The sequence below is a fragment of the Shimia sp. genome (assembly GCF_039969785.1).
In the GTDB taxonomy this organism is placed as follows: Bacteria; Pseudomonadota; Alphaproteobacteria; order Rhodobacterales; family Rhodobacteraceae; genus Shimia.
This window is the reverse complement of the sequence record NZ_JBDVNC010000013.1, coordinates 80056-106186: the sequence shown is the minus strand read 5'-3', so window position 1 is coordinate 106186 and position 26131 is coordinate 80056. Positions and strand designations below refer to the sequence as shown.

The window sequence follows — 26131 nt, the reverse complement described above, 5'->3', positions numbered from 1 at the left end:
ACTCCCCTCTTCTTGCTAAAATACGCCGCGCACTCTGAAAATATACTTATTGTGCGTCATCCTTGCTAAACAAACCTAACAACGGGCCGATCACCCCGGTTGCCACCGGGATCAGACACAGCCCCAGAGCCACGCCAAACACTCCGTCCATAGCGGCTTTGGCGGTCCATTCCACAAACCCAACCCACGCTTCGGGCACCATATGGCCCGCAATCGCGGCCCAGTCGTGAATAAGATGGCCTAGCCAGCCAAAACCCAGCTCTTCCATACCGTGAATGACAATCGAACCACCGACCCACAGCATCGCAGCAGTTCCGACAATTGTCAGAAATTTCATAAAATATGGCATCCCGCGCACAAGACCGCGCCCGATGAAACGGGTTAGCGACAGATCACCATTGGCATACATCGCCAATCCGACATCATCCATCTTGACGATCAGCGCAACAGAGCCATAGACCGCAACCGTGATCCCTACACCAGCCACCGCCAATGTCGCCGCTTCCATCCAGAAATTGGTATCAGGAATACCCGACAGGATAATTGTCATAATCTCTGCTGACAGAATAAAATCGGTCTTGATCGCCCCCGCCGCCTTTTTCTCTTCCAGATGCGCAGGGTCGCCCTGTTCCTCGCTGTCGATCTCGTGCTGTGGGCCATGCGGGAACAGCACATGATAGATTTTCTCGGCACCCTCGAAACACAGATAAGCGCCACCCAACATCAATAAGGGCGAAATCAACCACGGTGCAAAGTTCGCAAGCAGCAACGCGGCTGGCAGCAGAATAATCAGTTTGTTCTTGATCGAGCCTTTGGCAATCTTCCAGATAATCGGCAGTTCACGTTTGGCCTCAAAACCATGCACGTATTTTGGCGTCACCGCCGCGTCATCGATCACCGCGCCGGCGGCCTTGGCGCTGGCCTTGGCCGCGCCGACCGCCACATCGTCAATCGACGCCGCCGCCACTTTGGCAATCCCTGCCACGTCATCCAGCAATGCCAGCAAACCGCTCATATTCTGCCCCTCTGTCCGCTCATTGACCACAAACTGACCCGCACTGCGCGACCTTGCAAGGCTCTTCCAGCCGTTGCCTGCCCGGCCGGGCGCGCGACGCCGTAATCCGACCAATCTGCCACACTTACACCGACGCGATACCGACGCATTGCAGATGTTATGCCGAAACCGCGTTTGTCATAAAATTCAGATGGTTAACTTTTGGGCAGCCAAGTCCATGCAAAAACGAAGCCGCGCCCGGAACATGACCAAAAGACAGACCCGGGCCGATCACTCACACCACAGAACAATCAGATATCTGCGCGATCACGAACCCGATGTGTCAGCCGACCGACAGGCGCTCCTTGAGCGCGTCATTGACCGGAGGGGTGACAAATTTGGACACGTCCCCCCCAAGTCGGGCTATCTCTTTGACCAGTTTCGATGCAATTGCCTGATGCTGAAGATCCGCCATCAGAAACACAGTTTCCACGCTCGCATCCAAGGCGCGGTTCATGCCAACCATCTGATACTCATACTCAAAATCAGTGACCGCGCGCAATCCACGCACAATAAGCTGTGCTCCGACATCATGCGCACAATCGATCAGCAGGTTCTCAAACGGGTGTGCCGTAATCTCTGTGTCGGTCTCTTCTGACAGCTTTGCGCATTCGGCCTCGATCATGGCCACCCGCTCCTCCAGTGAGAAAAGCGGGCCCTTGTCCCGGTTAATGGCCACACCGATCACCAACCGATCCACCAAAACAGTGGCTCGTCGGATAATATCAACATGCCCAAGAGTGATTGGGTCAAATGTGCCGGGATACAACGCTGTCCGCATTCCAAAGCTCCGAGATTGCTCGCCTGCACGCAACATTATTGCGCCGCTAATTGCAAGACGTCATCACGCCGCAAATGACCCAAAAGACAACAGGTCACACCTGCGTGTCAGTGCCCCATGATCATGCCCTGCAGGGCATCTTTCTCCATGGCCAGTTCACTCAGACGAGCCTTGACCGCATCCCCCAATGAAACAAGGCCAACCAGCTTGCCATCTTCCAGTACAGGCATGTGTCGGAACCGGCCCTGGGTCATCTTTTCCAGAACCTCAACAGCATCGTCGTTGCGCCCGCATGTCACCAGATTGGATGTCATGTAGGTTTCCACCGAATCTTTCAGGCATCCAGATCCTGACCGTGCCAGTTCCCGAACAATATCACGCTCCGAAAGAATACCAGCGGGCACTTCGCCATCAACGGACACCATCACGGTTCCTATGCCCTTTTCGGCCAGAATTTTCGCCGCCTCTGACACCAATGTTTCTGGTGTGACAGTCAAAACGCCCTCAGAACCTTTCGATTTGAGAATCTGGCTAACTAGCATTGGCGGACCTCCCGTAAATTAATTCCATAAAATCAAGCGTTGCTGTAAGAATCGGTCTTGTCAAGTTTGTGATTCCAGTCGAGCGACTTCCTGACGCAGGCCATCGCACAAAGCCTCGGCAAACTTGTTCATCCGCTCAAGGCGCCGATCATCTGAATGCCGGATCAAATAGAAGCTCCGCGTCAGCGAAATCTGCTCCGGTAAGACCTTCAGTATCGCCTTGCCTGACGGAATGGCAAAGTCATGCACAATCCCGACCCCGAACCCGCGCCGGATCCAGTTAAACTGAACCGAAGCTGAATTTGAGGCCAGCCGGACACGTTGTACCCCGGTTTCCTGTAAGTAGTCCAATTCCTTATCAAAAATCATGTCTGGAATGTATCCAACTACCATATGGTGTTTTAAATCGTCCAACGTTTCGATCGGCGGATTCTGCCTTAGATACCAGCGCGCAGCCGCGAGATGCAGTTTGTAGTCCGTGATTTTTTGAACTGTCAGACGCCCGGCAGTTGGCGGGCTGACTGCCACCACAAGATCTGCTTCTCGTTTGGACAAGTTTACCAGACGCGGCAAAGCCACAATCTGAATCTCCAAATCCGGGTTATCCTGCGCGATTTTCGCACACACCTGCGGCAAAAGGTAGTTGGCTGCACCATCAGGCGCCCCAATCCTGATCTGGCCCGACAATCCCGAAGATTGTCCAACCATATCTTCGGCGGCTTCCTCCAGCGATTGTTCGATACGCATCGCATGAGACATCAATCGTTGCCCAGCATCAGTCAACGCATATCCAGTTGGTGATTTAACAAACAAAGGCGTTTCATAGGATGTTTCCAACCGGGCCACGCGGCGACCCACTGTCGCCGGGTCCACATGTAATCGACGTCCTGCCGCCGAAAGACTTTCTTCGCGTGCCACTGCCAGAAATACCCGCAAGTCGTCCCATTGTGGATCCATGTCGCCCCCCTTTTGCAATAATGCAATGCCATTTTGAAAACATGGCTCTTTCCACCTGATTTTTGCAAGCCTATTCTGCACAAGATTTTGAATGGAGGACCTCATGCAGGAACTGACTCACTATATCGACGGCGCCCATGTCAAAGGCACATCAGGCCGTTTTTCCGACGTCTACAACCCCGCCACTGGCGAAGTTCAGGCCAAGTGCCCGCTTGCCAGCAAGGCAGAAATGGAACACGCCGTTTCCGTAGCCGCCGCTGCGCAACCAGCCTGGGCCGCCACAAACCCGCAACGTCGCGCACGCGTTCTGATGAAATTTGTCAGTTTGCTGAACCGCGACATGGACAAACTGGCCGAAGCGCTGAGCCGCGAGCACGGAAAAACTCTGCCTGATGCGGCTGGCGACGTGCAGCGTGGTCTGGAAGTTGTCGAATATTGCATTGGCGCGCCAGAGCTGCTGAAAGGTGAATACACCGACAGCGCCGGCCCCGGCATCGACATCTATTCGATGCGTCAGGCGCTGGGTGTGACCGCTGGTATTACGCCATTCAACTTTCCGGCCATGATCCCAATGTGGATGTTTGCCCCGGCCATTGCCTGTGGCAACGCCTTCATTCTGAAACCATCCGAACGCGATCCTTCTGTGCCTTTGATGCTCGCGGAATTGCTGGAAGAAGCCGGATTGCCCAAGGGTATTCTGCAAGTCGTAAACGGCGACAAAGAAGCCGTAGACGCAATCCTGTTTGATCCAATCATCCAATCGGTTGGTTTCGTCGGCTCGACCCCAATCGCTGAATATATCTACGGCACCGGCTGTGCCCAAGGTAAACGGGTTCAGTGCTTTGGCGGCGCGAAAAACCACATGATCATTATGCCCGATGCGGACATGGACAAAGCGGCTGATGCGCTTGTTGGTGCGGGATATGGCGCTGCTGGCGAACGTTGCATGGCGATCTCGGTCGCGGTCCCTGTTGGCGATGACACGGCTGACCGTCTGATCGAAAAGCTGGTGCCACGTGTCGAAAACCTGAAAGTTGGCCCTTACACTGCTGGCAACGACGTCGATTACGGCCCGGTTGTTACAGCCGCCGCCAAGGAAAACATCCTGCGTCTGGTCGAAACCGGTGTGGATCAGGGCGCCAAGCTGGTTGTGGATGGTCGTGACTTTAGCCTGCAGGGCTACGAGGACGGATATTTTGTTGGCCCACACCTGTTCGACAACGTGACCCCGGACATGGACATCTACAAGAAAGAGATCTTTGGTCCGGTTCTGGCAACCGTGCGTGCTCAAAGCTATGAAGAGGCTCTTGGTCTGGCGATGGACCACGAATATGGCAACGGCACAGCAATCTTCACCCGCGACGGCGACGCCGCACGTGACTTTGCAAACCGCATCAACATCGGCATGGTCGGCGTGAACGTACCCATCCCGGTTCCATTGGCCTATCACACCTTTGGCGGCTGGAAAAAATCTGCCTTTGGTGACCTGAACCAACACGGCCCGGACGCGTTCAAATTCTACACACGCACCAAAACCGTGACCGCACGCTGGCCCTCGGGCATCAAAGAAGGCGGCGAATTCAACTTCAAAGCAATGGACTAAGCCTTTAGTCATTTATTTACGGAAAAGCCCCGGCGCATGCGCCGGGGCTTTTTCATTTGAACCGCGCCTTCGTGTGAACGCTTGAAATCATGTCGCTTTCCTGCTGAACTTGGTCTTGTGTCAGTTGGGAGGCCGAGCCATGCAGAAAGAACCCGATTTCACCATCGGCGTCGAAGAAGAATATCTGCTGGTTGATCTCGACAGCTTCGACCTTGCGCCCGCGCCCGAAGCGTTGATGGAGGCCTGCTCCAGTCGGCTACAAGGTCAGTTTGCCCCGGAATACCTGAACTGTCAGATCGAGATTGGGTCGCAAGTCTGTAAGACTGTCGGCCAGGCCCGCGAAGATTTGCGCAAACTGCGCGCAACCGTCGCCGAAGAGGCCGCACGGTTCAACCTCGCGCCTATTGCGGCGTCCTGCCATCCGTTTTCGGACTGGCGCGATCAGCATCACACCAACAAAGCCCGCTACAACGCGCTGCGTGATGATCTGGGCGGGGTTGTGCGGCGCATGCTGATCTGTGGCCAGCACGTGCATGTCGGAATCGAAAACCCCGACCTGCGCATCGATCTGATGAACCAGCTGCGCTATTTCCTGCCCCATCTTCTGGCGCTCAGCTGCTCGTCCCCCTACTGGCAAGGCGAAGACACCGGTCTGGCTTGTTATCGACTGACCGTCTTTGACAACCTGCCCCGCACCGGCGTGCCCCCGCAGATGGACAGCTGGTCAACCTATGAACGTTCGGTTCAGGCCATGACCGATGTTGGCGTGATCGAAGACGCGTCGAAAATCTGGTGGGATTTGCGCCCTTCCTCCCGGTTTCCCACCATTGAATCGCGTATTTGCGATGTCTCACCCCGGCTGGAAACCACCCTGACCCTCGCTGCCCTGACCCAGGCGCTGTGCCGCATGCTCTGGCGTCTGGCCACACGCAACCAACGCTGGCGGATTTACGACCAGTTCCTGATCGAAGAAAACCGATGGCGCGCGCAAAGATACGGCACAAGCGAAGGCCTGATTGACTGGGGACAACGCGAAATTGTGCCTTTTGTCGACCTGATGACCGAGCTGATTGACCTGCTTCAGGAAGACGCAGCCGCATTAGACAGCCATGACGAAATCCAGAATGTTCTGGCGATTTTGCAAACCGGCACCAGCGCCGACAACCAGCGCGCCGTCTATGCTGATGCCATTCAGGCAGACTATAGCCATGATCAGGCATTGCGCGCCGTAGTGAAACATCTGACCGAAGAATTCCACAGGGACCTGTAATTTTGCAAAACGGCTTGCAAAATTGCGGCCTGACATATTCTTGCAAGAAATGTATAATTAAACAGACGTTCATTTAAGACGGCTGGAGGACACAGATGGACTTTTCACTGACCGAGGAACAAGCCCTGATCTTTGACATGGCGCATGGATTTGCCCAAGAGCACATCGCCCCGCATGCTCAGGACTGGGAAGCGGCTGGCACAATTCCCAAAGAGCTCTGGCCACAGGTTGCTGAATTGGGTCTGGGTGGTATCTATGTGTCCGAAGAATACGGTGGATCCGGCCTGTCGCGGCTGGATGCAACTTTGGTCTTTGAGGCACTGGCCATGGCCTGCCCCGCCGTTGGTTCATTCCTGTCGATCCACAATATGTGCGGCGGTATGATCGACAAATTCGGCAGCGAAGAGACCAAGCAAAAATGGCTGCCCGACCTTTGCACCATGTCCAAAGTGTTTTCCTATTGCCTGACCGAACCCGGCTCAGGGTCGGACGCGGCCGCCCTGAAAACCCGCGCCGCACGGTCCAATGACGGCTATGTCCTGAATGGCACCAAGGCGTTCATCTCGGGCGGGGGCTATTCGGATGCCTATGTCACCATGGTGCGCACCGGCGATGACGGGCCCAAAGGCATTTCCACCGTTGTCGTCGAAGACGGCGCCGACGGTCTCAGCTTTGGCGCGCTGGAAAAGAAAATGGGCTGGCTGGCACAACCCACGGCGCAGGTACAGTTCGATGATTGCAAAGTCCCTGCTGACAACCTGATCGGCGAAGAAGGCCGCGGGTTTACCTATGCCATGGCGGGCCTTGACGGCGGGCGGCTGAACATTGCGGCTTCTGCGCTTGGCGGTGCCCAGAATGCGCTGGACCTGACGATGCAATACATGTCCGAACGCAAGGCCTTTGGCAAAACCATTAACCAGTTTCAGGCCCTGCAATTCAAACTGGCCGAGTTTGAAACCAAGCTTCAGGCGTCGCGCATCTTTCTGCGCCAGGCCGCATGGAAACTGGATAACGGCACCCATGATGCCTCAAAATTTTGCGCCATGGCCAAACTGATGGTCACGGACGCATCCTTCGAGGTCGCCAATGGCTGCCTGCAATTGCACGGCGGCTATGGCTACCTTGCTGATTATGGCATCGAGAAAATCGTGCGCGATCTACGCGTGCATCAGATCCTCGAAGGCACCAATGAAATCATGCGCCTGATCATTTCACGCCAGATGATATCCGAGGCGGCATGAGCGACATCCACATCCGCAAATCCGGCCAAACCGGACGCATTACCTTTACCCGCCCCAGGGCGCTGAACGCGATGAGCTATCAGATGTGCCTCGCGATCGAGGACGCGCTGGACGCGTGGGCGCAGGATGATGACGTGAAGATGATCGTGATCGACGCACAGGGCGAAAAAGCTTTTTGCGCAGGTGGCGACATTGCCGAGCTGTATGAAACCGGCACCAAGGGCGACTTTGCCTATGGTCAGATATTCTGGGCCGACGAATACCGCATGAACGCCAAAATGTTCGAATTTCCCAAGCCGGTGGCCAGCTTTATGCAGGGGTTCACCATGGGTGGTGGTGTTGGCGTGGGCTGTCATGCCTCGCACCGTGTGGTCGGTGACACGAGCCAGATTGCCATGCCGGAATGTGGCATTGGGCTCGTCCCGGATGTGGGCGGTTCCCATATTCTGGCCCTCGCGCCCGGACGCATGGGCGAATATCTGGGTCTCACCGCAGCACGGCTGAATGCGGGCGACGCCATCCATACCGGCTTTGCAGATTACTATATCCCCGAGGCCAACTGGCCCGACCTCATAGCCCAACTGGAAGACACCGGCGACTGGTCGTTGATCGACGATGCCGGTGTCTGGGTCGCGCCCGGCCCCATCGCGCAACAGGCCAGCAATATCGACGCCAGCTTTGGCGGGGAAAGCCTGCGCGACATTGTGAATGCACTGCGCGTAGGCACATCTGACTTTGCCGCAGAGTCGTTGAAAAAACTGTCTCGCAATTCGCCGCTTGCGATGGGCTGCGCATTGGAAATCATTCACCGCGCGCGCGCAGCTGACAATTTCCGAACCGCGCTGGACCGCGAATACCGGTTCACTTATCGCGCTATGGAACACGGTGATTTCCTTGAAGGCATTCGCGCGCAAATCATCGACAAAGATCGCAATCCGCAATGGAAACACGCGATCGACGCCCTGCCCGATGTCGCGGTGAGCCAGATGCTCTTGCCGTTGGGATCTGCGGCGCTGACATTTGAAAAGGGAGAGACGGCATGAAAATCGGGTTCATCGGACTGGGAAATATGGGTGGCCCCATGGCGGCCAATCTGGCGGCAGCCGGTCACGACGTCACGGGCTTTGATATGGCGGATGTTGCGATTGAGGGCGTGCAGCTGGCCGATACAGGCGCAGAGGCCGCCAAAGACGCCGAAATTGTCATCACCATGTTGCCCAATGGCGCCATCCTGCGCGCCGTCGCCGCCGAGATTGTCCCCGTCATGTCCACAGGCACCGCATTTGTAGATTGCTCTACCGTTGACGTCGACAGCGCCCGCGCGGTTGCGGCTGACGCAACCAACGCCGGATTGTTACCCGTCGACGCGCCGGTCTCTGGCGGAGTTGGTGGTGCTTCTGCCGGGACGCTCACCTTTATGGCAGGCGGCAGCGCCGATGCCTTTGCTAAGGCCGATCCGCTGTTTGACATTATGGGTCAAAAGGCCGTGCATTGCGGCGCGTCCGGTGCCGGACAAGCCGCCAAGATCTGCAACAATATGATCCTGGGCGTGACCATGATCGCAACCTGCGAAGCCTTTGCGCTGGCAGACAAACTCGGGTTGGACCGTCAGAAAATGTTCGACGTCGTGTCCACGTCGTCTGGCTATAGCTGGACCATGAACGCTTATTGCCCCGCCCCCGGTGTCGGCCCACAATCGCCAGCAGATAACGGCTATCAACCCGGTTTTGCGTCGGAACTGATGCTCAAAGACCTGCGGCTCAGCCAACAAGCCGCGCAAAGCGCGGACGCCGATACGCCTTTGGGTCAACACGCTACAGCGCTTTACGAACAGTTTGTGGAAAACGAGACCGGGCTGGGTACGGATTTCTCGGCCATGTTGCCCCGATTTGAAAAACGCGGGCGTTCGTAACCGGATTGTGATCGGGTGACTTGAGCCAGATCATTTCACATTCCAAAATCATTATATAAAGTCCTCTGCATCACCTGAAGCAGAGGACAGGAATATGTTTGCAAAGAATGTTGGTCAAATCGACAAGATCGCACGCATCGTGATTGGCGCGTTGCTGATCATTGGCGCATTAATGGGTTATGGCGCGTGGATGTGGATTGGCGTCGTACCGCTTGTCACGGGCCTGCTGGGCACCTGCCCGCTCTATTCGATCTTTGGGTTCGCCACATGCCCGCTAAGCCAGAAATAACCAAAGCATTCACGACGCGGCGAACCCCTCTAACGCGTGCCGCGTCGCGTCATCGGCCGGAAACATCATCTCAATCTTCAATTCGCTCAGGGCTATGTCCTCGGCGGATCCAAACTGGCTGATCGTCGAAAACAGCGACAACCGAATGCCGCCAAACAGGTAAATGGCGGGGATCACGGCGGGCTTAATCCCGATCATTGCGTCCTCGGCCCCATCAAGCCGTGCAGACAACTTGACAATGCCCGCCTCCAGCACCGGGTCATGCCCGAAATGCGCGCTTTCCGTGCGCAACCGGGCAATTGTGTGCCGCACAACTTCCTCATAGTTTTCAAGGGATTGTAAAACTGCCGGATTATCGGCCAGCATGTCAATCAGGCTGTCTCCGACCTTGAGACCAAGCCCCCCCAAGAGACGCGCCGAGGCAGCATTCATGTCGACCAACAGCCAATGCCGGCCAAACGCCATCGCCGGATACGGATCGTGGCGCTGCAATGTCCATGATACCGCCGCGCGCACCGGCGCCATGTCTTCTTCCCGCATCTGTCGTTTGCCGTATGCCGGGCTTAGCCCCGCCGCCGTCAGCATGCGGTTGCGATCAGAGAACGGCACGGCCAGCTCGTCACACAAGCGCAACACCATCCCGCGGCTGGGGCGCGACCGCCCGGTCTCTAGAAATGAAATATGGCGAGACGACACCCCGGCAGAAAGACCAAGGTCAAGCTGGCTGATCCGCCGCGCTTGTCGCCAGTGTTTTAATGTATTGGCAAATTCCAGTCCCATGACACCTCCGATCCGTTGTCCCCACTTTAGCCCGGAAAACTGCAGATGCACTTACCTATGAGGTAATTGTTTTACTGCAGCGACTCGATGCAGACTGACCTCAGTTACACATTCGGAGACATCGAAATGACTCATCAACAATCCACACGCTGGCTCAGAATCGCCAGCCTGACCTGCGCGGCCGTCGGTCTTGCGATGGCCTTTGCTCTGCCCCTTGGCGCGCAATCGCTAATGGCGTGGTTTCTCGATCTGGCTTTTTTGCCGCTTGATCAGGCTCAGGCCTTTTCTGACCCAAGCGCCCACCTGCTTGGTGCCATCAGCGGCGGCTTGCTGTTTGGTTTTGGCGTCATGTCCTACCAGATCACAACACACGTCTATGCAAATGACCCGGCCATTGGTGGGCGCATTCTGCGATGGGGTATTATCAGCTGGTTTCTGGTCGATTGCACCGGATCGGTGCTGGCCGGTGCTTGGTTTAACGTGATCCTGAATTCCGGTTTTCTCGCGTTATTCCTGATCCCGATCGCGCGCGCCTCAAAGTCTCGATCTGCCCTCGCCTGACATCAAAAGACCTGCGCGCCCATCACAGGCGCGCAGGTCTGTTATTCCGCCGCAACCCGCTTGGTTTTCAGCATATCTTTGAGGTAATGCCCGGTATGGCTACGCGCCACCGAAGCAACTTTCTCAGGCGGCCCGGTTGCAACAATCTTTCCGCCGCCGTCACCACCTTCGGGGCCAATATCAATGATGTGATCTGCGGTTTTGATCACATCAAGATTGTGTTCGATCACCACAACTGTATTGCCCTGATCCACCAATTCATGCAGCACTTCCAACAACTTGCGCACATCTTCGAAATGCAGACCTGTCGTCGGTTCGTCCAGAATATAGAGCGTGCGTCCGGTCGAACGTTTGCTCAGCTCTTTGGACAGCTTCACACGCTGCGCCTCGCCACCTGACAAGGTCGTCGCCTGCTGGCCCACCTTGATATACCCAAGCCCTACACGCGCCAGCGCGTCCATCTTGTCGCGAATGCTGGGCACGGCTTTGAAAAAGCCCTGAGCCTCTTCAACATTCATATCAAGAACGTCGGCTATGCTCTTGCCTTTAAATTTAATTTCCAGCGTTTCACGGTTATAGCGCGCGCCCTTGCAGGTCTCGCATTCCACATAAACATCCGGCAGGAAATGCATTTCGATCTTAATGACACCATCGCCTTGGCAAGCCTCACAGCGCCCGCCTTTGACGTTGAAACTGAACCGGCCGGGCTTATAACCCCGCGCCTTGGATTCGGGCAGGCCCGCGAACCAGTCCCGGATCGGTGTAAACGCACCGGTATATGTGGCCGGGTTTGAACGCGGCGTACGTCCGATCGGGCGCTGGTCAATGTCGATCACCTTGTCCAGATGCTCCAACCCTTTGATCGTTTCGCACGGGGCTGGCGTCTGACGCGCGCCGTTCAACCGCATGCTGGCGGTTTTGAACAAGGTTTCGATGGTCAGGGTCGACTTGCCGCCCCCCGACACGCCGGTCACACATACAAACTGGCCCAGCGGGAATTCCGCCGTCACTTTCTTAAGGTTGTTGCCAGTGGCTTTAACCACGGTCACACTTTTTCCATTGCCGTCGCGCCGTTCTGTCGGCACAGCAATCTCACGCCCTCCCGCCAGATACTGACCAGTCAGCGACGCCGGATCTGCAGCGATCTCTTCGGGTCGTCCCTTGGACACAACCTGTCCACCATGCACCCCGGCGCCGGGGCCAATGTCGAACACGTAATCCGCCTCGCGAATGGCTTCTTCGTCATGTTCCACCACGATCACAGTATTCCCCTGATCGCGCAGGTTTTTCAGTGTGGTCAAAAGCCGGTCATTGTCACGCTGATGCAAACCAATGGATGGCTCATCCAAAACATATAGCACCCCGGTCAAACCGGACCCAATCTGGCTGGCCAGTCGAATGCGCTGGCTTTCACCGCCAGATAGCGTACCACTTGAACGGGACAGCGTAAGATACTCTAATCCCACATTATTCAGGAACCCCAATCGTTCACTGATCTCTTTCACAATGGCGCGCGCGATCTCTTGTCGTTGCGGTGACAGATGGTTTTGCACATCCTCAATCCAGGCCAACGCCTCGCGGATCGAAAACTGAACAATATGGCCAACATGTTTGCCCGCAATTTTGACCGCCAGCGCCTCTTCCCGCAGCCGATGCCCACGGCAGGCCCCACAAGGGCGATTGTTCTGATACCGCTCAAACTCTTCGCGAATCCAGTTGCTATCAGTTTCGCGATACCGCCGCTCCATATTCGGAATGACGCCTTCAAACACCCGCGTCACCTGATAGACCCGCCCGCCTTCATCATAGCGAAAATCAATCTCTTCCTCGCCCGACCCATACAAAAACACCTGCTGCACCTTTTTGGGCAGCTTTTTCCATGGCGTATTCTTGTCGAATTGGAAATGCTTGGCGATCGCCTCGATAGTCTGCAGAAAATATGGCGACTTGCCTTTGCGCCATGGTGCCAAAGCCCCGTCATAAACTTTCAGCGTCTGGTCAGGCACCACCAGCCGTTCGTCAAAAAACAGCTCTTTGCCCAGCCCGTCACATTCTGTGCATGCCCCAAACGGCGCGTTGAACGAGAACATGCGCGGTTCAATCTCGGGGATTGTAAACCCGCTGACCGGACAGGCAAATTTCTCGCTGAAAGTAATCCGCTCAGGCTCGCCATCGCTTGGCGCGGTTTCAAGAACCGCAATGCCATCTGCCAGGTCCAGCGCCGTGCGCAGGCTGTCCGCCAACCGCGTTTCCAGCCCCTCGCGCACGATCAGGCGATCAACGACAACGTCAATGTCGTGCCGGAATTTCTTGTCCAGCGTCGGCGGCTCATCCAGTTCGTAAAAGGCGCCGTCCACCTTAACCCGCTGAAAACCCTGCTTGCGTAACTCAAGGAATTCTTTGCGATATTCCCCTTTACGGTCCCGCACAATCGGGGCCAGCAGATAGCCGCGCGTGCCCTCTTCCAACGTCATGACCCGGTCGACCATGTCCTGAACCTGTTGTGCCTCAATGGGCAAACCGGTGGCCGGGCTATATGGCGTGCCAACCCGCGCAAACAACAGCCGCAGATAATCGTAAATCTCGGTCACAGTGCCCACAGTCGATCGTGGGTTTTTGCTGGTGGTCTTTTGTTCAATCGAAATCGCCGGGCTCAAACCGCTGATGTGATCCACATCCGGTTTTTCCATCATATCCAGAAACTGGCGCGCATAGGCCGACAGCGATTCCACATACCGGCGCTGGCCTTCGGCATAAATCGTATCAAAGGCCAGCGACGACTTGCCCGAACCCGAAAGACCGGTGATCACGACAAGCTGATCGCGCGGAATATCCACGTCAATGGACTTCAGATTATGCTCTCGTGCGCCGCGCACTTCGATGTTTTTCAGCTCAGCCATGTAAACCCCCACGGATACGGCCTTAGACATAGGTCAGACAACGCAGACTGCCAACCTGTTAATGCGAACATAGAGAGAACATTTAAAATTGCCAAGTCCGCGAATTTCGCCGCAACTTGCCTCAATTCAGAAATCCTTCATAGTCTCAGATACCTACGCATTTGAGGACCAGTTGGATGAAGTTTTTAAAAAGTTTCGCAGTTGTAACGACCCTGATACCCGGAGTGTTGTTCGCGCAGGATCGACCGGCGGCCATTGTTGTCATGGATGCCTCTGGGTCGATGTGGGGGCAAATTGACGGTGTCGCCAAAATAACCATCGCGCAAAAGGTCATGGGCGATTTGATGACGTCATTGCCAAACGATCTCGATCTGGGGCTGACCGTCTACGGGCATCGGCGCAAAGGGGATTGCAGCGACATCGAAACCCTTGTGATGCCCGGCCCTGACACACGTGGTGCGATTTCTGACGCGGTGAATGCGATCAAACCCAAAGGCAAAACCCCGATGGCTGACGCGGTGGTCGCCGCAGCGCAAGCACTGCGTCACACCGAAGCGGCCGCCACCGTGATCCTTGTGTCCGATGGTATCGAAACCTGCGTGCCTGATGTTTGCGCAGTGGCCCGATCGCTAGAAGAAACCGGCGTCGATTTTACCGCACATGTGGTTGGCTTTGATGTCACCGATCCCAAGGCCCGTGCTCAGTTTCAGTGCATGGCCGACGCCACCGGCGGCAAATACCTGTCCGCTGCAAACGCTGATGAGCTGGGCGAGGCCGTCGCGCAAGTTGCCGCCGCGCCCCAACCTGCACCGCCCGAGCCTGAATCAGCCCCCTCGGAAACCCGGTTTCTCGTGGTTGAAGGCCCAGACCAGAAAATTTCTTCCTACGACGTATCGGTGGCGATTTCAGGTGACAATGGCGTGGCGCACCCATCTACAGATGCAAGTGATTTCAAAATGTTACTTGATCCCGGCAGCTATACCGCGATCGCGAACCGCCCCAAAGACAACGTCTCTGTTCAGCAAGATTTCAAAGTTTCCTCGGGTGTTCAAACCGAAGTCAAATTGCATTTACCGGCCTATGCGCCCCTCGCCACATTGATTGCCCCGGATCAGGCCCCGGCCGGATCAACTATCGACGTAACGTGGACCGGCCCGAACGAAGAAAACGACTATGTCGACACCGCTCTTCCGGATGAAGGCCCCGCGGATTACCAGACATACGAATATGTGGCCAAGGGAAATCCAGTAAAACTGCGCATGCCAACCACGCCGGGCGATTATCAAATTCGCTATCTATTGTCCGTCGGCCCACAGGTTTTGGCCTCGCGCCCAATCACGGTGACGGAACGCAGCTTTGGTCTGACCGGACCTGCGACTGCACCGGTCGGCGCAACAATTAACGTTGAATGGGCGGGCAGCGGGTATTCAGAAGACTACATCACGCTTGCTCCGATTGGTGACAGCGCTTCTGATTATGTCACCTATGAATATGTCTCCAAGGGCAATCCGGTTCCGCTGCGCCTGACCATGTATCCCGGCGATTTCGAGCTGCGCTATATCAATGGTCAGGACAGCTCGATTGCTGCTTCGCAGACCATCACACTTACGGATATTGCTGTTACGCTGACCGCACCTGACACCGTTCCCGTCAAGGAAACTGTTTCCGTCGCCTTTGATGGTCCGGCATACAAAAGCGACTTTATTACCTTTGTGGAACCCGGGGCTGATCCAACGGCGTTTAAGGGATATGCCTACACACTGAAGGGAAATCCCGCGCAAATACCCGCACCTGACACACCCGGCACGTATGAGCTGCGCTTTGTGTCGACCTGGGGTGTTCCGCGGATCATGGCCACAAAAACGGTGGTCGTAGAATAACAAGCCTAACCAACGATATCGCAGGCGGCCCCTGACCCGGGGCCGCTTTTTTTTGCCCTTGCTCGGCATCATTCACCCAAATGGTTGACTGATCGTGACGCACACGTTATTCACCCACATGGTTGAACGACAAGACCCACACCAACTCAACGCCATTCTCAAGGCGGCATCGGACCCGACGCGCCGTGCAATCCTGACTCTTCTGGCCCAGTTCGGACCGATGAAAGTCACGGATATTGCGCGCAGGTTTGATCTCAGCCTGAATGCGGTCTCCAAGCACATCAAAGTGCTGGAAGCCGCAGGGCTGGCCAGCCGACGCACCGAATGGCGCGAACACCTGATCGAGGTGGAAATGGCACCCTTGTCTCAAATTGACCGCTGGTTTGCCGATCTACGCTCGATCTGGGCGTTGCGGCTGGATGCCCTCGAAGCTGCCCTAAAGGAGGAAGACACATGACTGCTGACCTTTCGCTCAAGGTTTCTCGCCACCTGCCCTTTGCCCCCGAACGCGTGTTCGACGCATGGCTTGACCCTGTGATGATGCAAAAATTTCTGGTGCCCGGCCCCGGAATGACAGTCCCAGAAGCCAGCAACGACCCCCGTGTCGGCGGGCGGTTTCGGGTGATCATGAAGGCCCCGGACGTCGATGAAGGCTGGCCGCACGAAGGCGAATACCTGGAAATCGATCGCGCGTCCCGTTTGCGGTTTACGTGGGTGTCGCCCTATAGTCAGGAAGACAGCGAGGTCACGCTTGACCTTGAACCCAATGAGGGCGGGACCGACCTGACCCTCACCCATGTCCGGTTTCCCAGTCAGGAAAGCCGGGACAATCACGAGGGCGGCTGGACCCTCATTCTTCAATCTTTGGAAGGTGCATTATGACCGACATGAACTGGATTGCTTTTGCTGCCGGATTTATTGCAGCGGCGGTGTTTGGATTTGTTGTTTACGGGCCGTTTCTTGGGCTTCAGAAACGCTGGGCAGAAGGGTCACATATCGATCCCGAACCGCCCGCGAAAATGCCCATGGGTCCGCTGGTCACGAACTGGGTCGCCATTGCGTTACTGGCGTTGATTATCGGGCTGACCGAAACGACCCAAAGCCTTGGTGTGGCCGTTTTGGGTATACTGGCATGCGCCGCTTACGTCGCCAACACCGGCGCGTGGGCGCAAAAATCCGGCTTTGCCATTGGGGTCGACGTCTTTTACGTGCTGGGATCCGGGGTTCTGATGATCCTTGCCCACGCTATTTTATAACACCCCTGCCCGCGTTCCTGCGCGGGCAGACCTCACTCGGCTCAGGATTTTCGGGCCAACGCCCATGAGCAGATTGGAAAGTCCGGGTCATTGGTCAGATCATCCGTTTCGGGTTGATATTCAGGTGGCCAGTCCGGCTCCATATTCCGGAGCGCCGCCGCCCGGTTGCCCCATTGATCCGCTTGTATTTCCGTTTCAGCGAACCCGCCTTCGATCAACAGGTTTTTCAGGCCGCGCGCCGACCAGCGCGAACAATCCACCGGTGCCCCATGCATTGGCACCACAAATGGCACCGCAATCCAGAAATACCCGCCATCACGCAACATATCATGCACGTTGCACAACGCCGTGTACGGTCGGTCCAGATGCTCCCACACCTGATTGGCAAGGATCAGGTCAAACTGACGCGGCTTGCCCCGCGCGTTCAGAAATGGGCCTTCACAGATATCGTGCTTGGGAAAACGGTACTGCTTGTAGCTTTTAACCTGCAGATTGGCGCCCCATTTGCCAGAAATTTCTGCCGCATCCATATTTTCCAGATCCAGCGCGCCCAACCATTGGCGGCTTGACTTGTTCATCGCAATTCGATTGAGGCTGGCCATACTGTGTCCGCCTACATGTGGATCACGCGGCCATACGCATCCAGCACACTTTCATGCATCATCTCGCTCAGCGTGGGGTGTGGGAAGACCGTGTTCATCAGATCTTCTTCAGTGGTTTCAAGCTGGCGACCAACGACATAACCCTGAATAAGCTCTGTAACCTCAGCGCCAACCATATGCGCGCCCAAAAGCTCTCCTGTTTTGGCATCAAACACGGTTTTGATCATGCCCTCTGGTTCGCCCAAAGCAATCGCCTTGCCATTGCCGATAAACGGAAAACGTCCAACTTTGACGTCAAAACCCAATTCCTTGGCCTTCGCTTCCGAATAACCAACCGATGCCACCTGTGGGTGGCAGTAGGTGCATCCGGCAATGCTTTCGGGTTTCACCGCATGTGGTTTGCCACCAGCGATCAGCTCGGCAACCATGACACCCTCATGCGACGCCTTATGCGCCAGCCACGGCGCGCCCGCGATGTCACCAATCGCAAAAAGGCCATCAACCCCGGTGCGACAGAACTCATCTGTCACAATATGGCTGCGATCCAGCTTAACACCGAGACCTTCAAGCCCCAGCCCTTCGACATTGCCAACAATGCCCACAGCCGAAATCACCGTGTCAAAATCGTGTTTCTCAACTTTCCCCTTTACCTCGATATGGGCGGTTACCTTGCCACCGGACTTAGCAGGCGCCCGATCCAGCTGCTTAACCATCGCCTTTTCCATGATAGCCATGCCCTGCTTAACAAATGCTTTCCTGGCAAAGGCGCTGATTTCGGCATCTTCAACCGGCAGCACCCGATCCATCACTTCGACAACTGTCGTATCGGCCCCCAACGTGTTGTAAAAGCTAGCAAATTCAATACCGATCGCGCCCGAGCCAATGACCAGTAGCTTTTTCGGCATACGCGGTGGTTGCAGCGCGTGCTTATAGGTCCAGACCAGATCACCGTCGGCTTCCAGCCCCGGCAATTCCCGTGCCCGCGCACCCGTGGCCACAACAATTGCCCTGGCCGTCAGCTCTTCGGTGCCTTTGGCGGTCTTAACACTGACTTTACCTTTGGCGGGCAAAGTGGCCTCGCCCATCACTACCGTGACCTTGTTCTTTTTCATCAGGTGGCCAATGCCGCCAGACAGCTGTTTTGCAACGCCGCGCGACCTTTTGACAACAGCCTCCAGGTCAAACCCGATCTTGTCAGCGGTCAGCCCAAATTCACCGGCCCGCTCCATCAGGTGAAACACTTCTGACGACCGCAACAACGCCTTGGTCGGGATGCAGCCCCAGTTAAGACAGATCCCGCCCAGATGCTCGCGCTCGACAATGGCAACCTTCAACCCCAGCTGCGCCCCGCGAATGGCGGCAACATATCCGCCCGGACCAGCACCTATTACAATCATGTCAAAGCTTTGCGTCGCCATTTGAGCCCTCCTCCTGCGCATTAGATCCGAGCCTAGTTCAACTCGCCACGCCCCGCAACGCAGCAAGCTGCTATCGCAAGATCAGTCCTTCTATATCTCTGTGATCTGGTGTTTCATCATCGCAAATTGAATTGCCAATCCTCGGAATCACCGTATTGGAGCATGCCTCGTGAAAACTCTCAAAGATCTGCTCATCGCCATGGTCAATGCAACACTGATCCTTGTTGCACTTTGTCTGTTTCTGCTCTGGCAGTTGGCTGGAAAAACCGAAAACATCGCCGCCAATTTTGCCAGCAATCTCAAGGTTGTACAGCCAGTCGGGGAAGAGGTGCGCGGATTGCGCGAAGATGTGGCAGGGCTACGCGCAGATATTTCCAAACTGGGCACAGGCACAGATCAAAGCCCGACATCCACGCGTCAGGCGCTCGACATTCGGCTGGCCGCGCTCAATGCAAAACTTGACCGCATTCAAACGACCATGACCAAACTGGCCGAAACGCCGGACCGGCTAATGACCCAAGCCATCGACAGATCAACAACCCAATTGGCGCAAACGGCCTATGCGCTTCGTGGATGTACGGCCCCGCCGACACCAGTTGGTGCAGCGACGCCGTCAAATTAAACGCAAAACACTCAGCTCGCGGCCTGAAGCTCTCGCACTGTGACGCCGTATCCACCATCTGCGACATAGGTCGCCTCGGGTGGCGTCGAGTTGCGGGACAAAGCCGCATTGCGATATGGGAACCGGCCAAACATGCGGATCACTTCGCGATGCGCACGGGCGTGCAAAAGATTGCTGGCCCCCTGATCCGGCATTCTGTCCAGGAACATACGAATACAGCGTTCCTGATCACACAGGTTTTCCGAATGCATCAACGGCATATAGAAAAACTGTCGCGCAGGTTCGTCGATCTTCAGGTCCCACTTCTTGTCGATGGCCGTTTTGGCCGCCGCAAGGGCTGGGCGATCTGACGAGAACGCTTTGCTCGATCCCCGGAACATATTGCGTGAAAACTGATCATTCAGGATGATATAGGCCAGCGTGCCGCTGGCATATGTCAGCCACTGGGCAAAATTGCCCTCCTGAGCTTTGTTCCATGTTTCCCCGAACCTGTCGCGGATCGTCTGATCCAGCTCATCGGACACATCATACCACCCGGATGGACCGACCTCGTCCAACCAGAACTCAAGAATTTCTTCGGGACCCACCATTGCCCCATCTCCTTTAATATGTACTCCCCCCCGAGGGGCGTTAATAAAATGTTACGCATAAATGAATTCATCCTTACAGTAACAAATTACGACAGAAGGTCACATAAGTTACTGTTGTGCTTCGTCTTCTTCCAATCGTGTGTCGATCGCGTATTCCTGTGCGACCTCAACTGCCACTGGCGAAGCTGACGGGCTCACAGGTGTATACGTTACGGTGTCTTCGACCGAAGCCGCTGCACGGCGCGTTGTACGATATGCTGCATAGCCCCCCATAAGCAGCAGCAAGACCGCCAGAAACATAAAGAAACCCGGCGGTCCGAACACTTCCATAATCCAACCGGTTGCAACCGGACCCGCAATGGCGCCAAGCCCATTTACAAACACCAGACCACCGGAAGCCGCCGCCATGTCTTCGGTCTCAAGAAAGTCGTTCGTGTGCGCAATCAGCAATGAATACAGCGGGTTAGATGTTCCCCCGACAATCAGCGCAGCCAGCAGTAACATTGGATAGCTGGCCGTGAACATCCAGCCGAACACCCCGGCGGCCCCTCCGACCAGCGCGACAATCATGATCAGAACACGTCGATCCATTCGGTCAGAAATCCAGCCCAGCGGATATTGGAACAGCGTCGCCCCCACATAAAACGTGGCCACAAAGATCGAAATATCCCGAACACTCAGCCCAAGTTTAGAGCCAAAAACCGCGGACATCCCGAACTGCGCCGAGAAAATTCCGCCCAGCAAAACCATGCCGGTCACGCCCAAAGGCGAATTATTGAATAGTTCACGCAGGCTCATCGGTTTGGTGGTTTCAAACGCCGGAGTGGGTGAAATTGACAACAGAATGGGCGCAAATGAAATCGAAACCAACACGGATGGGATTACGAACAATACGTACCCGGACGGATCGGCAACCATGATCAGCCCCTGCGCCGAGACAATCCCCAGCGTTTGCACAATCATGTAAACCGACAGCGCCTTGCCGCGGCTGTCATTGGTGGCCGCGTTGTTCAGCCAGCTTTCCGCCGTCACATAGACGCCCGAAAAGCAGAACCCGATCATGACACGGCCCAATATCCACGCCCAGGGTTCCGCCAACGTCGGATACAGAACCAAAACCGCCGAGATGAACGAGGCCAGCGCCGCAAACACCCGCACATGGCCCACGCGCCGGATCATATCCGGTGCCAGCCGCGATCCCCCAAGGAACCCGACAAAATAGGCGGACATTACCAACGACATCTCGAATGTCGAAAAGCCTTCGATCTCGCCACGAATACCCAACAACGTGCCCTGCATGCCGTTGCCAACCATAAGAAGCATCATCCCCAACAACAGGGGCCAGGCGCTTTTGAGAAACTGAAGCATGTCGCTACCTTTGCACGTTTTCTTGTACGTGCAAAAATCTCAGGTGACTCGCGATCCTATCTGCGACTCCGGCGTGTCGGTTTTGAATTCCATCTCAGTTCACGGCAACAAAAGCGACGCATCCCCATAGGAAAAGAACCTATACTCTTCGCGCAATGCATGATCATAGATGTCGCGGATACGATCCTGGCCCATCAATGCAGATACCAACATCATCAGCGTGGATTTCGGCAAATGAAAGTTCGTCATCAACGCGTCTGCCACCCGGAACTGAAAACCGGGATAGATGAAAATGTCCGTTGCGCCTTCCCACGCCGCGATCTCGCCCTGAGCGGCCGCGCTTTCGATCAGACGCAAGGCCGTCGTGCCAACTGGAATAACCCGCCCGCCTTCAGCCTTGGTCGCAGAAATATCCTGCGCGGCCTCAGTTGAGACACGTCCCCATTCGGCATGCATTTTGTGATCTTTGACGTTGTCGACCTTGACCGGCAAAAACGTGCCCGCCCCGACATGCAGCGTTACATGGGTGAACGTCACGCCCTTGTCGGACAAAGCTTGCAAAAGCGGGGCGTCAAAATGCAATGACGCGGTTGGCGCGGCCACTGCCCCGCTATGACGCGCCCAGACCGTTTGATAATCTGTTTTGTCGCGCTCGTCCGCCGCCCGCTTGGCCGCAATATATGGTGGCAAAGGCATCGAACCGGCTTGTTTCAGCGCCGCGTCAAAGTCTTCGCCCGCCAGATCGAAGTGTAAAATGCCCTGCCCGTCTTCTTTTTGCGTCAGTTCTGCCGTCAGACCTGCGGCAAAGATAATCTGCTCGCCTTCGCGTATCTTTTTCAACGGTTTGACTAGGGCCGCCCATGTCCCACCCGCGCGCGGCTCCAGCAATGTCACTTCAATCCGGGCCTGCGTTTCGCCTTCGGGCCCCTGTCGGACACGATACCCTGACAAGCGCGCGGGAATAACCTTGGTGTCATTCAGAACCAACCGGTCTCCCGGGCGCAGCCAATCGACAAGCTGTGTCACATGGGTGTCGGTGATTTTGTCACGCTCAGCCACCAGCAATCGGGCCGAGCTGCGCGGGTTGGCGGGCCGGGTCGCGATCAGCGTCTCGGGCAAATCAAAGTCGAAATCAGATAATTGCATGGTGCTCAATTGTTAAGCTTGGGGGCTGGGCGGCGGAAAATCTCCCGGAAAAAGCCCGGCGTCAAGACCGATAACGGATTGACTGAAATTTGCGGGTCACTCGATGGTCCGCGCATGGTATAATTGAATCCGATCAATCCTTCGCCGCGCTTTGAAATCGGGCGACCAATTACATTCACCGCGTAAATCGGGGAAACCACGCCCTGAATATCAAACTGGCTGGTCTCGTGCGTAAAGGTTCCGTCTGCAGACACGCCCATCGATGGCCCGGCGGCGCTGCCTTCGGCAATGATCAGCTGGTTTGGCGTTAATCTGAAACGGGAAAACACATCCGTGAACAAAATTCCCGGCCCGTCCAGCTGTTCAATCAATCCAATCACAGAAATTGCGTTCAGCAATTCGGCAATCAACGGTATCCGCTGCACTTTCAGGTTTCGCATGCTCAGGGTCCCGTCATAAACCCCGGACGACTGATGCGGGATCAAGGTCATGGTCAACGCCCCCCTTGTGGCAGAGGCCAAAACCCCCATGGCCGTCGCCATCTGCCCGCCATTGGGCGACGTTACCTTAAGTGCAGTCCCGTAAGTATGCGGCGACAATTCTCCAGACATCGGCGCTGATCCCAAAAAGGCGCCGGTGAATTGCCCGGACACACCATTATTCAGGTCCAACTCTGCCGACACATTGCTAAGATGAATGCTGTCCGTCACCTGCACCCGGTCCAATCTTGCCGTAATCGGCCCCGGCGCGGCCCCTCTTTGGCTGCCCCCGGATGAGCTTGGCATATAACGCATGTCAAAACTGCCGGACGTCATCGCAATTGCAGGCGCTAAATTTCCGCCCCGTCCCCGCAACTCCCCCGTTCCTTTTAGCCAGCGCCCGACTTCGAAACTGGTCAACCGCATCACATCAAGCCCGCCAGTGTCGCGCAGCGTGATGTCACCTGTGGCCTTCAGTCCATTTGTGTCCAATGAAAGGCTGTCTACTTTGATTGGGGTGTCCATTGTCACCGCCACTTCCAAAGTCCCGGTGCTGTCTTCCTTTTTACGCCAGCCTAATGGCTGTGCAGACAACCCCACGCCCTGTAAATCTGAGGTCAGCGACATGCTGGGAGTTTCCCCAGCCGCAAATATGATTTCAAAGTCGCCGCGCCCTTCCCCAAACACGGAGCCCTTTGGCAGGCCAATGTTGAATTCCTCAACCGCGCGCGCGCTCAGCTCAGCAGAGCCTTTCAGCCAGCTTGTTTTAGATTTTTCCGGCCCCATCATTATGTGCCAACGCCCGTCAACCGGCAACGAACCAACCGCACCCACACCGCTCAGCTCGACCATTTCGTTGTTGGCATGCACGTGTAAATCGGCTCGGATTTCCTTGTCTTTGATGAAATGAGATGTGCGCACGTCCCATAAAATGCCGCGCGCTTCATAGCTCACCTCTTCCACCGGCAATTTGTCTTTCATCACAAATTGCGCTTCGCCGTTCAGATCGGCACGCCCTGTGGCCATGTCCACCGGCAGTTTGGCTTTGGTAAACACTCGCAACGGATCCCGATCCAAAAGCGACATGACTGCCGTGACCGAACTTGTGGCTTTGACTTCGGCCCGCGCCGGGGATTGCTTGAGCCGGGTGTTTTCGACGATGAACCCGGTGCCGGTCACGTCAACATCGCCCCCCTGATCAGCGGTCACAATTCCGCTTTCCGCGCCGACCCGGAACTGATGCCGGATCAGGCTGGCATAACCGCTGGCCTGCCGCACCGGCGGCATGGTTTTCAAAAAACGCACTTCGGCGTCAGAAAACTGAAAATCCACATACACATCCGGCGGCTCTTCGGCCTGACTGCGGATCGCCAGATTGATGTCACTCAGCGTGACCTGATGAATATTCTCTGTAATCCAGGTGCGCAGTTTGGGTTTGATACGCACTGGCCAGACCGGCAAAAGCCGTTCGGTGTCCAACCCATCCGCCTGACCATCAACGGAGTATTTCCACCGCGACTCTGACGTGCTCAGAGCGCCGCTCAGCTGCAAACGATGTCCGCCATGGCGCAAAACCAACTGCCCAAGCGTCAGTTCAAAAGGGTCCAGCTTCAGCCGGAAATCCGCAAACGACCGGTCCAGCACCAGCGGAACATCGTCCAGCTCTTGAGGGTTGGCTTCAAATCGGCTCAGCTCAAGCTGAACAAGCAACTCTTTGGGCAGGCCCAATTCCATATCACGCAGCAACGCCTGACCAGAGGCCGTAGCTCTGATCCATTTGCTGTCCAGTGACAGCTCGCTAAATGTAATCGACTCTTTTGCGGGATCGTATGTCAGATAGGTGCCCAACCGTTCGAACGGTACGGGTTGCACGCTGTCGTCAGGCTGCAAAAATCCGTTTTCAATTCGCAACGACGCGTTAAGCGGCCCCAACCTGCCGTCCTCGTCGGTTTCCCCGCGCAAGGACCCCGAAAAAGGCGCTCTTAGAATCTCCAGCCAAGCGAGCGCAGCCGTCTGAGACGCGATCCCGTCCGACGGCATGTCTTCAAAGCTCACGCCGAACTGTGTTGCAGTCGACAGAAAGCTGGTGTTCAGGAAGCCTTCGATGCTGGTCACGTAATCGCGCCCGCCCAAGACCGAAAGCTGGGTCGAAATCGCAACATCATCGCCGGCCCGCACCAGTCGCAAAAGCCCGCTATCCACGGTCCACCCCTGCCCCGCGCGGACATCTTCGTACCGAAGCGTCATGTCCTCCAGAACAAAACTGTCCAGTTGCGCCAGAACCGGCAGGTCCAGATACCCTTCGATCTGATCCCCCAAAGTGGCCAGTTGCGTGGCCTCCCGGAATGCGCCTGTACCGCCGCCGCTTCCGACGGAAATGTTAAATGTTCCGTCGCCCTGACGGATTACAGTCAGAAAAACGCCGGACACCCGAACGTCGCGCGGAGCAATCTGTCCGTCGGTCAGGGCAGAGAAAGACAAACGGGATTCGACCTGTGCCAGTTCGACAGTGCCGGCATTGTCTGGAGCGCTGACTTCCAGATTACGCACCCGTATGAACGGGTCGAAATTGTCTTCAACGACAAGCGAAACTTCGCCTAATTCCACAGTAAAACCGGGCAGTTGCCGGGTCAGAACATTCTGAATATGTTGCCGCGCCCAGTTCGGTACGATGATGGGGCGATCGATTGCAATCAACGCCAGAACTGACAATGCCAGAACCGGCACTAGCAATCCAACCAGAGCAAACAACCCGATCCGCCTTGCCCGACGGGGCCGACGACGGGGCGGTGGTATGGTATCCGGTTGATCGGTCAGGGTTGATGCCTCAGTTTGTTCTGTTATCGATTGCCCAGCCGAAACAAGTATATACCTTATGCG

The 26131-nt window shown here is 56.0% G+C and carries 24 protein-coding genes; 12 read left to right on the top strand and 12 right to left on the bottom strand.

Annotation, left to right across the window (positions count from 1 at the left end; genetic code table 11):
• Positions 1-46: 46 nt before the first annotated feature.
• The 4 genes from ABJI08_RS05620 to ABJI08_RS05605 form a co-directional block, all read right to left on the bottom strand.
• Positions 47-1015 (bottom strand): DUF808 domain-containing protein, encoded by a 969-nt coding sequence (locus ABJI08_RS05620; protein ID WP_348400842.1) that lies wholly within the window; start codon positions 1013-1015, stop codon positions 47-49.
• A 322-nt stretch (positions 1016-1337) separates the two neighbouring features.
• Entirely contained in the window at positions 1338-1835 is a 498-nt protein-coding gene (gene coaD / locus ABJI08_RS05615) for a pantetheine-phosphate adenylyltransferase (protein ID WP_348400841.1), read from the bottom strand.
• 107 nt (positions 1836-1942) lie between these two features.
• Positions 1943-2377: a CBS domain-containing protein gene (locus ABJI08_RS05610; protein WP_348400840.1), complete on the bottom strand. Its 435-nt coding sequence runs from the start codon at positions 2375-2377 to the stop codon at positions 1943-1945.
• Positions 2378-2437: 60 nt separating this feature from the next.
• Entirely contained in the window at positions 2438-3334 is an 897-nt protein-coding gene (locus ABJI08_RS05605) for a LysR family transcriptional regulator (protein ID WP_348400839.1), read from the bottom strand.
• Between the two features lie 103 nt (positions 3335-3437).
• Here ABJI08_RS05605 and ABJI08_RS05600 point away from each other — a divergent pair, with 103 nt between their 5' ends.
• The 6 genes from ABJI08_RS05600 to ABJI08_RS05575 all read left to right on the top strand — a co-directional run bounded on the left by ABJI08_RS05600 (position 3438) and on the right by ABJI08_RS05575 (position 9649).
• Positions 3438-4937, top strand: coding sequence for a CoA-acylating methylmalonate-semialdehyde dehydrogenase (locus ABJI08_RS05600; protein ID WP_348400901.1), 1500 nt, complete (start codon positions 3438-3440; stop codon positions 4935-4937).
• Between the two features lie 139 nt (positions 4938-5076).
• A complete protein-coding gene (locus ABJI08_RS05595) occupies positions 5077-6207 on the top strand; it encodes a carboxylate-amine ligase (RefSeq protein ID WP_348400838.1) in 1131 nt (376 codons plus the stop codon).
• 95 nt (positions 6208-6302) lie between these two features.
• Positions 6303-7448, top strand: a complete 1146-nt coding sequence (locus ABJI08_RS05590; RefSeq protein WP_348400837.1) for an acyl-CoA dehydrogenase family protein — start codon at positions 6303-6305, stop codon at positions 7446-7448.
• Positions 7445-8491, top strand: coding sequence for an enoyl-CoA hydratase/isomerase family protein (locus ABJI08_RS05585; protein WP_348400836.1), 1047 nt, complete (start codon positions 7445-7447; stop codon positions 8489-8491). The genes ABJI08_RS05590 and ABJI08_RS05585 overlap by 4 nt, the downstream gene beginning before the upstream one ends.
• Entirely contained in the window at positions 8488-9360 is an 873-nt protein-coding gene (gene mmsB, locus ABJI08_RS05580) for a 3-hydroxyisobutyrate dehydrogenase (protein ID WP_348400835.1), read from the top strand. The genes ABJI08_RS05585 and mmsB overlap by 4 nt, the downstream gene beginning before the upstream one ends.
• Positions 9361-9454: 94 nt before the next feature.
• Positions 9455-9649 carry a DUF2892 domain-containing protein gene (locus tag ABJI08_RS05575; protein ID WP_348400834.1) on the top strand — a complete coding sequence of 65 codons (195 nt, stop codon included), beginning with the start codon at positions 9455-9457 and terminating at the stop codon, positions 9647-9649.
• 9 nt (positions 9650-9658) lie between these two features.
• Here ABJI08_RS05575 and ABJI08_RS05570 read toward each other — a convergent pair whose 3' ends face one another.
• Positions 9659-10429 (bottom strand): helix-turn-helix transcriptional regulator, encoded by a 771-nt coding sequence (locus ABJI08_RS05570; RefSeq protein ID WP_348400833.1) that lies wholly within the window; start codon positions 10427-10429, stop codon positions 9659-9661.
• 126 nt (positions 10430-10555) lie between these two features.
• On the opposite strand from ABJI08_RS05570, the gene ABJI08_RS05565 reads away from it, so the two are divergent.
• Positions 10556-10990, top strand: a complete 435-nt coding sequence (locus tag ABJI08_RS05565) for an excinuclease ABC subunit A (protein ID WP_348400832.1) — start codon at positions 10556-10558, stop codon at positions 10988-10990.
• A 41-nt stretch (positions 10991-11031) separates the two neighbouring features.
• Here ABJI08_RS05565 and uvrA read toward each other — a convergent pair whose 3' ends face one another.
• Entirely contained in the window at positions 11032-13890 is a 2859-nt protein-coding gene (uvrA, locus tag ABJI08_RS05560) for an excinuclease ABC subunit UvrA (RefSeq protein WP_348400831.1), read from the bottom strand.
• 176 nt (positions 13891-14066) lie between these two features.
• Here uvrA and ABJI08_RS05555 point away from each other — a divergent pair, with 176 nt between their 5' ends.
• The 4 genes from ABJI08_RS05555 to ABJI08_RS05540 all read left to right on the top strand — a co-directional run bounded on the left by ABJI08_RS05555 (position 14067) and on the right by ABJI08_RS05540 (position 17026).
• On the top strand, positions 14067-15770 hold the full coding sequence (locus ABJI08_RS05555; protein WP_348400830.1) for a VWA domain-containing protein: 1704 nt from the start codon (positions 14067-14069) through the stop codon (positions 15768-15770).
• A 94-nt stretch (positions 15771-15864) separates the two neighbouring features.
• Positions 15865-16227: a metalloregulator ArsR/SmtB family transcription factor gene (locus ABJI08_RS05550; protein ID WP_348400829.1), complete on the top strand. Its 363-nt coding sequence runs from the start codon at positions 15865-15867 to the stop codon at positions 16225-16227.
• Positions 16224-16652 carry an SRPBCC domain-containing protein gene (locus ABJI08_RS05545; protein WP_348400828.1) on the top strand — a complete coding sequence of 143 codons (429 nt, stop codon included), beginning with the start codon at positions 16224-16226 and terminating at the stop codon, positions 16650-16652. Before ABJI08_RS05550 ends, ABJI08_RS05545 begins: the two co-directional genes overlap by 4 nt.
• On the top strand, positions 16649-17026 hold the full coding sequence (locus ABJI08_RS05540; RefSeq protein ID WP_348400827.1) for a DUF1761 family protein: 378 nt from the start codon (positions 16649-16651) through the stop codon (positions 17024-17026). Before ABJI08_RS05545 ends, ABJI08_RS05540 begins: the two co-directional genes overlap by 4 nt.
• A gap of 41 nt (positions 17027-17067) precedes the next feature.
• Here the strand turns inward: ABJI08_RS05540 and ABJI08_RS05535 are convergent, their stop codons facing one another.
• Both ABJI08_RS05535 and lpdA read right to left on the bottom strand, forming a co-directional pair.
• Positions 17068-17628, bottom strand: a complete 561-nt coding sequence (locus ABJI08_RS05535) for a methyltransferase domain-containing protein (protein ID WP_348400826.1) — start codon at positions 17626-17628, stop codon at positions 17068-17070.
• A gap of 11 nt (positions 17629-17639) precedes the next feature.
• The gene (gene lpdA / locus ABJI08_RS05530) at positions 17640-19046 is read right to left on the bottom strand and encodes a dihydrolipoyl dehydrogenase (protein WP_348400825.1); all 1407 of its coding nucleotides are present in this window, start codon (positions 19044-19046) and stop codon (positions 17640-17642) included.
• A gap of 169 nt (positions 19047-19215) precedes the next feature.
• On the opposite strand from lpdA, the gene ABJI08_RS05525 reads away from it, so the two are divergent.
• Positions 19216-19668, top strand: a complete 453-nt coding sequence (locus tag ABJI08_RS05525) for a hypothetical protein (RefSeq protein WP_348400824.1) — start codon at positions 19216-19218, stop codon at positions 19666-19668.
• A gap of 11 nt (positions 19669-19679) precedes the next feature.
• Here the strand turns inward: ABJI08_RS05525 and ABJI08_RS05520 are convergent, their stop codons facing one another.
• From ABJI08_RS05520 to ABJI08_RS05505, 4 genes are all read right to left on the bottom strand, one after another.
• Positions 19680-20258 carry a DUF924 family protein gene (locus ABJI08_RS05520; RefSeq protein ID WP_348400823.1) on the bottom strand — a complete coding sequence of 193 codons (579 nt, stop codon included), beginning with the start codon at positions 20256-20258 and terminating at the stop codon, positions 19680-19682.
• Positions 20259-20366: 108 nt separating this feature from the next.
• Positions 20367-21626: an MFS transporter gene (locus ABJI08_RS05515; protein ID WP_348400822.1), complete on the bottom strand. Its 1260-nt coding sequence runs from the start codon at positions 21624-21626 to the stop codon at positions 20367-20369.
• Positions 21627-21725: 99 nt separating this feature from the next.
• Positions 21726-22772, bottom strand: a complete 1047-nt coding sequence (queA, locus tag ABJI08_RS05510; protein ID WP_348400821.1) for a tRNA preQ1(34) S-adenosylmethionine ribosyltransferase-isomerase QueA — start codon at positions 22770-22772, stop codon at positions 21726-21728.
• Between the two features lie 5 nt (positions 22773-22777).
• A complete protein-coding gene (locus ABJI08_RS05505) occupies positions 22778-26002 on the bottom strand; it encodes a DUF3971 domain-containing protein (protein WP_348400820.1) in 3225 nt (1074 codons plus the stop codon).
• Positions 26003-26131 lie beyond the last annotated feature (129 nt).

What these genes read in the sequence shown, in the direction of transcription:
- ABJI08_RS05565 (WP_348400832.1), top strand. Translation starts at nt 10,556, where the DNA reads ATGACTCATCAACAATCCACACGCTGGCTCAGAATCGCCAGCCTGACC.
- ABJI08_RS05600 (WP_348400901.1), top strand. Translation starts at nt 3,438, where the DNA reads ATGCAGGAACTGACTCACTATATCGACGGCGCCCATGTCAAAGGCACA.
- ABJI08_RS05520 (WP_348400823.1), bottom strand. Translation starts at nt 20,258, where the DNA reads ATGGTGGGTCCCGAAGAAATTCTTGAGTTCTGGTTGGACGAGGTCGGT.
- ABJI08_RS05555 (WP_348400830.1), top strand. Translation starts at nt 14,067, where the DNA reads ATGAAGTTTTTAAAAAGTTTCGCAGTTGTAACGACCCTGATACCCGGA.
- ABJI08_RS05515 (WP_348400822.1), bottom strand. Translation starts at nt 21,626, where the DNA reads ATGCTTCAGTTTCTCAAAAGCGCCTGGCCCCTGTTGTTGGGGATGATG.
- ABJI08_RS05595 (WP_348400838.1), top strand. Translation starts at nt 5,077, where the DNA reads ATGCAGAAAGAACCCGATTTCACCATCGGCGTCGAAGAAGAATATCTG.
- lpdA (WP_348400825.1), bottom strand. Translation starts at nt 19,046, where the DNA reads ATGGCGACGCAAAGCTTTGACATGATTGTAATAGGTGCTGGTCCGGGC.
- ABJI08_RS05605 (WP_348400839.1), bottom strand. Translation starts at nt 3,334, where the DNA reads ATGGATCCACAATGGGACGACTTGCGGGTATTTCTGGCAGTGGCACGC.
- ABJI08_RS05570 (WP_348400833.1), bottom strand. Translation starts at nt 10,429, where the DNA reads ATGGGACTGGAATTTGCCAATACATTAAAACACTGGCGACAAGCGCGG.
- mmsB (WP_348400835.1), top strand. Translation starts at nt 8,488, where the DNA reads ATGAAAATCGGGTTCATCGGACTGGGAAATATGGGTGGCCCCATGGCG.
- ABJI08_RS05620 (WP_348400842.1), bottom strand. Translation starts at nt 1,015, where the DNA reads ATGAGCGGTTTGCTGGCATTGCTGGATGACGTGGCAGGGATTGCCAAA.
- queA (WP_348400821.1), bottom strand. Translation starts at nt 22,772, where the DNA reads ATGCAATTATCTGATTTCGACTTTGATTTGCCCGAGACGCTGATCGCG.
- ABJI08_RS05540 (WP_348400827.1), top strand. Translation starts at nt 16,649, where the DNA reads ATGACCGACATGAACTGGATTGCTTTTGCTGCCGGATTTATTGCAGCG.
- ABJI08_RS05545 (WP_348400828.1), top strand. Translation starts at nt 16,224, where the DNA reads ATGACTGCTGACCTTTCGCTCAAGGTTTCTCGCCACCTGCCCTTTGCC.
- ABJI08_RS05585 (WP_348400836.1), top strand. Translation starts at nt 7,445, where the DNA reads ATGAGCGACATCCACATCCGCAAATCCGGCCAAACCGGACGCATTACC.
- uvrA (WP_348400831.1), bottom strand. Translation starts at nt 13,890, where the DNA reads ATGGCTGAGCTGAAAAACATCGAAGTGCGCGGCGCACGAGAGCATAAT.
- ABJI08_RS05610 (WP_348400840.1), bottom strand. Translation starts at nt 2,377, where the DNA reads ATGCTAGTTAGCCAGATTCTCAAATCGAAAGGTTCTGAGGGCGTTTTG.
- ABJI08_RS05535 (WP_348400826.1), bottom strand. Translation starts at nt 17,628, where the DNA reads ATGGCCAGCCTCAATCGAATTGCGATGAACAAGTCAAGCCGCCAATGG.
- coaD (WP_348400841.1), bottom strand. Translation starts at nt 1,835, where the DNA reads ATGCGGACAGCGTTGTATCCCGGCACATTTGACCCAATCACTCTTGGG.
- ABJI08_RS05590 (WP_348400837.1), top strand. Translation starts at nt 6,303, where the DNA reads ATGGACTTTTCACTGACCGAGGAACAAGCCCTGATCTTTGACATGGCG.
- ABJI08_RS05575 (WP_348400834.1), top strand. Translation starts at nt 9,455, where the DNA reads ATGTTTGCAAAGAATGTTGGTCAAATCGACAAGATCGCACGCATCGTG.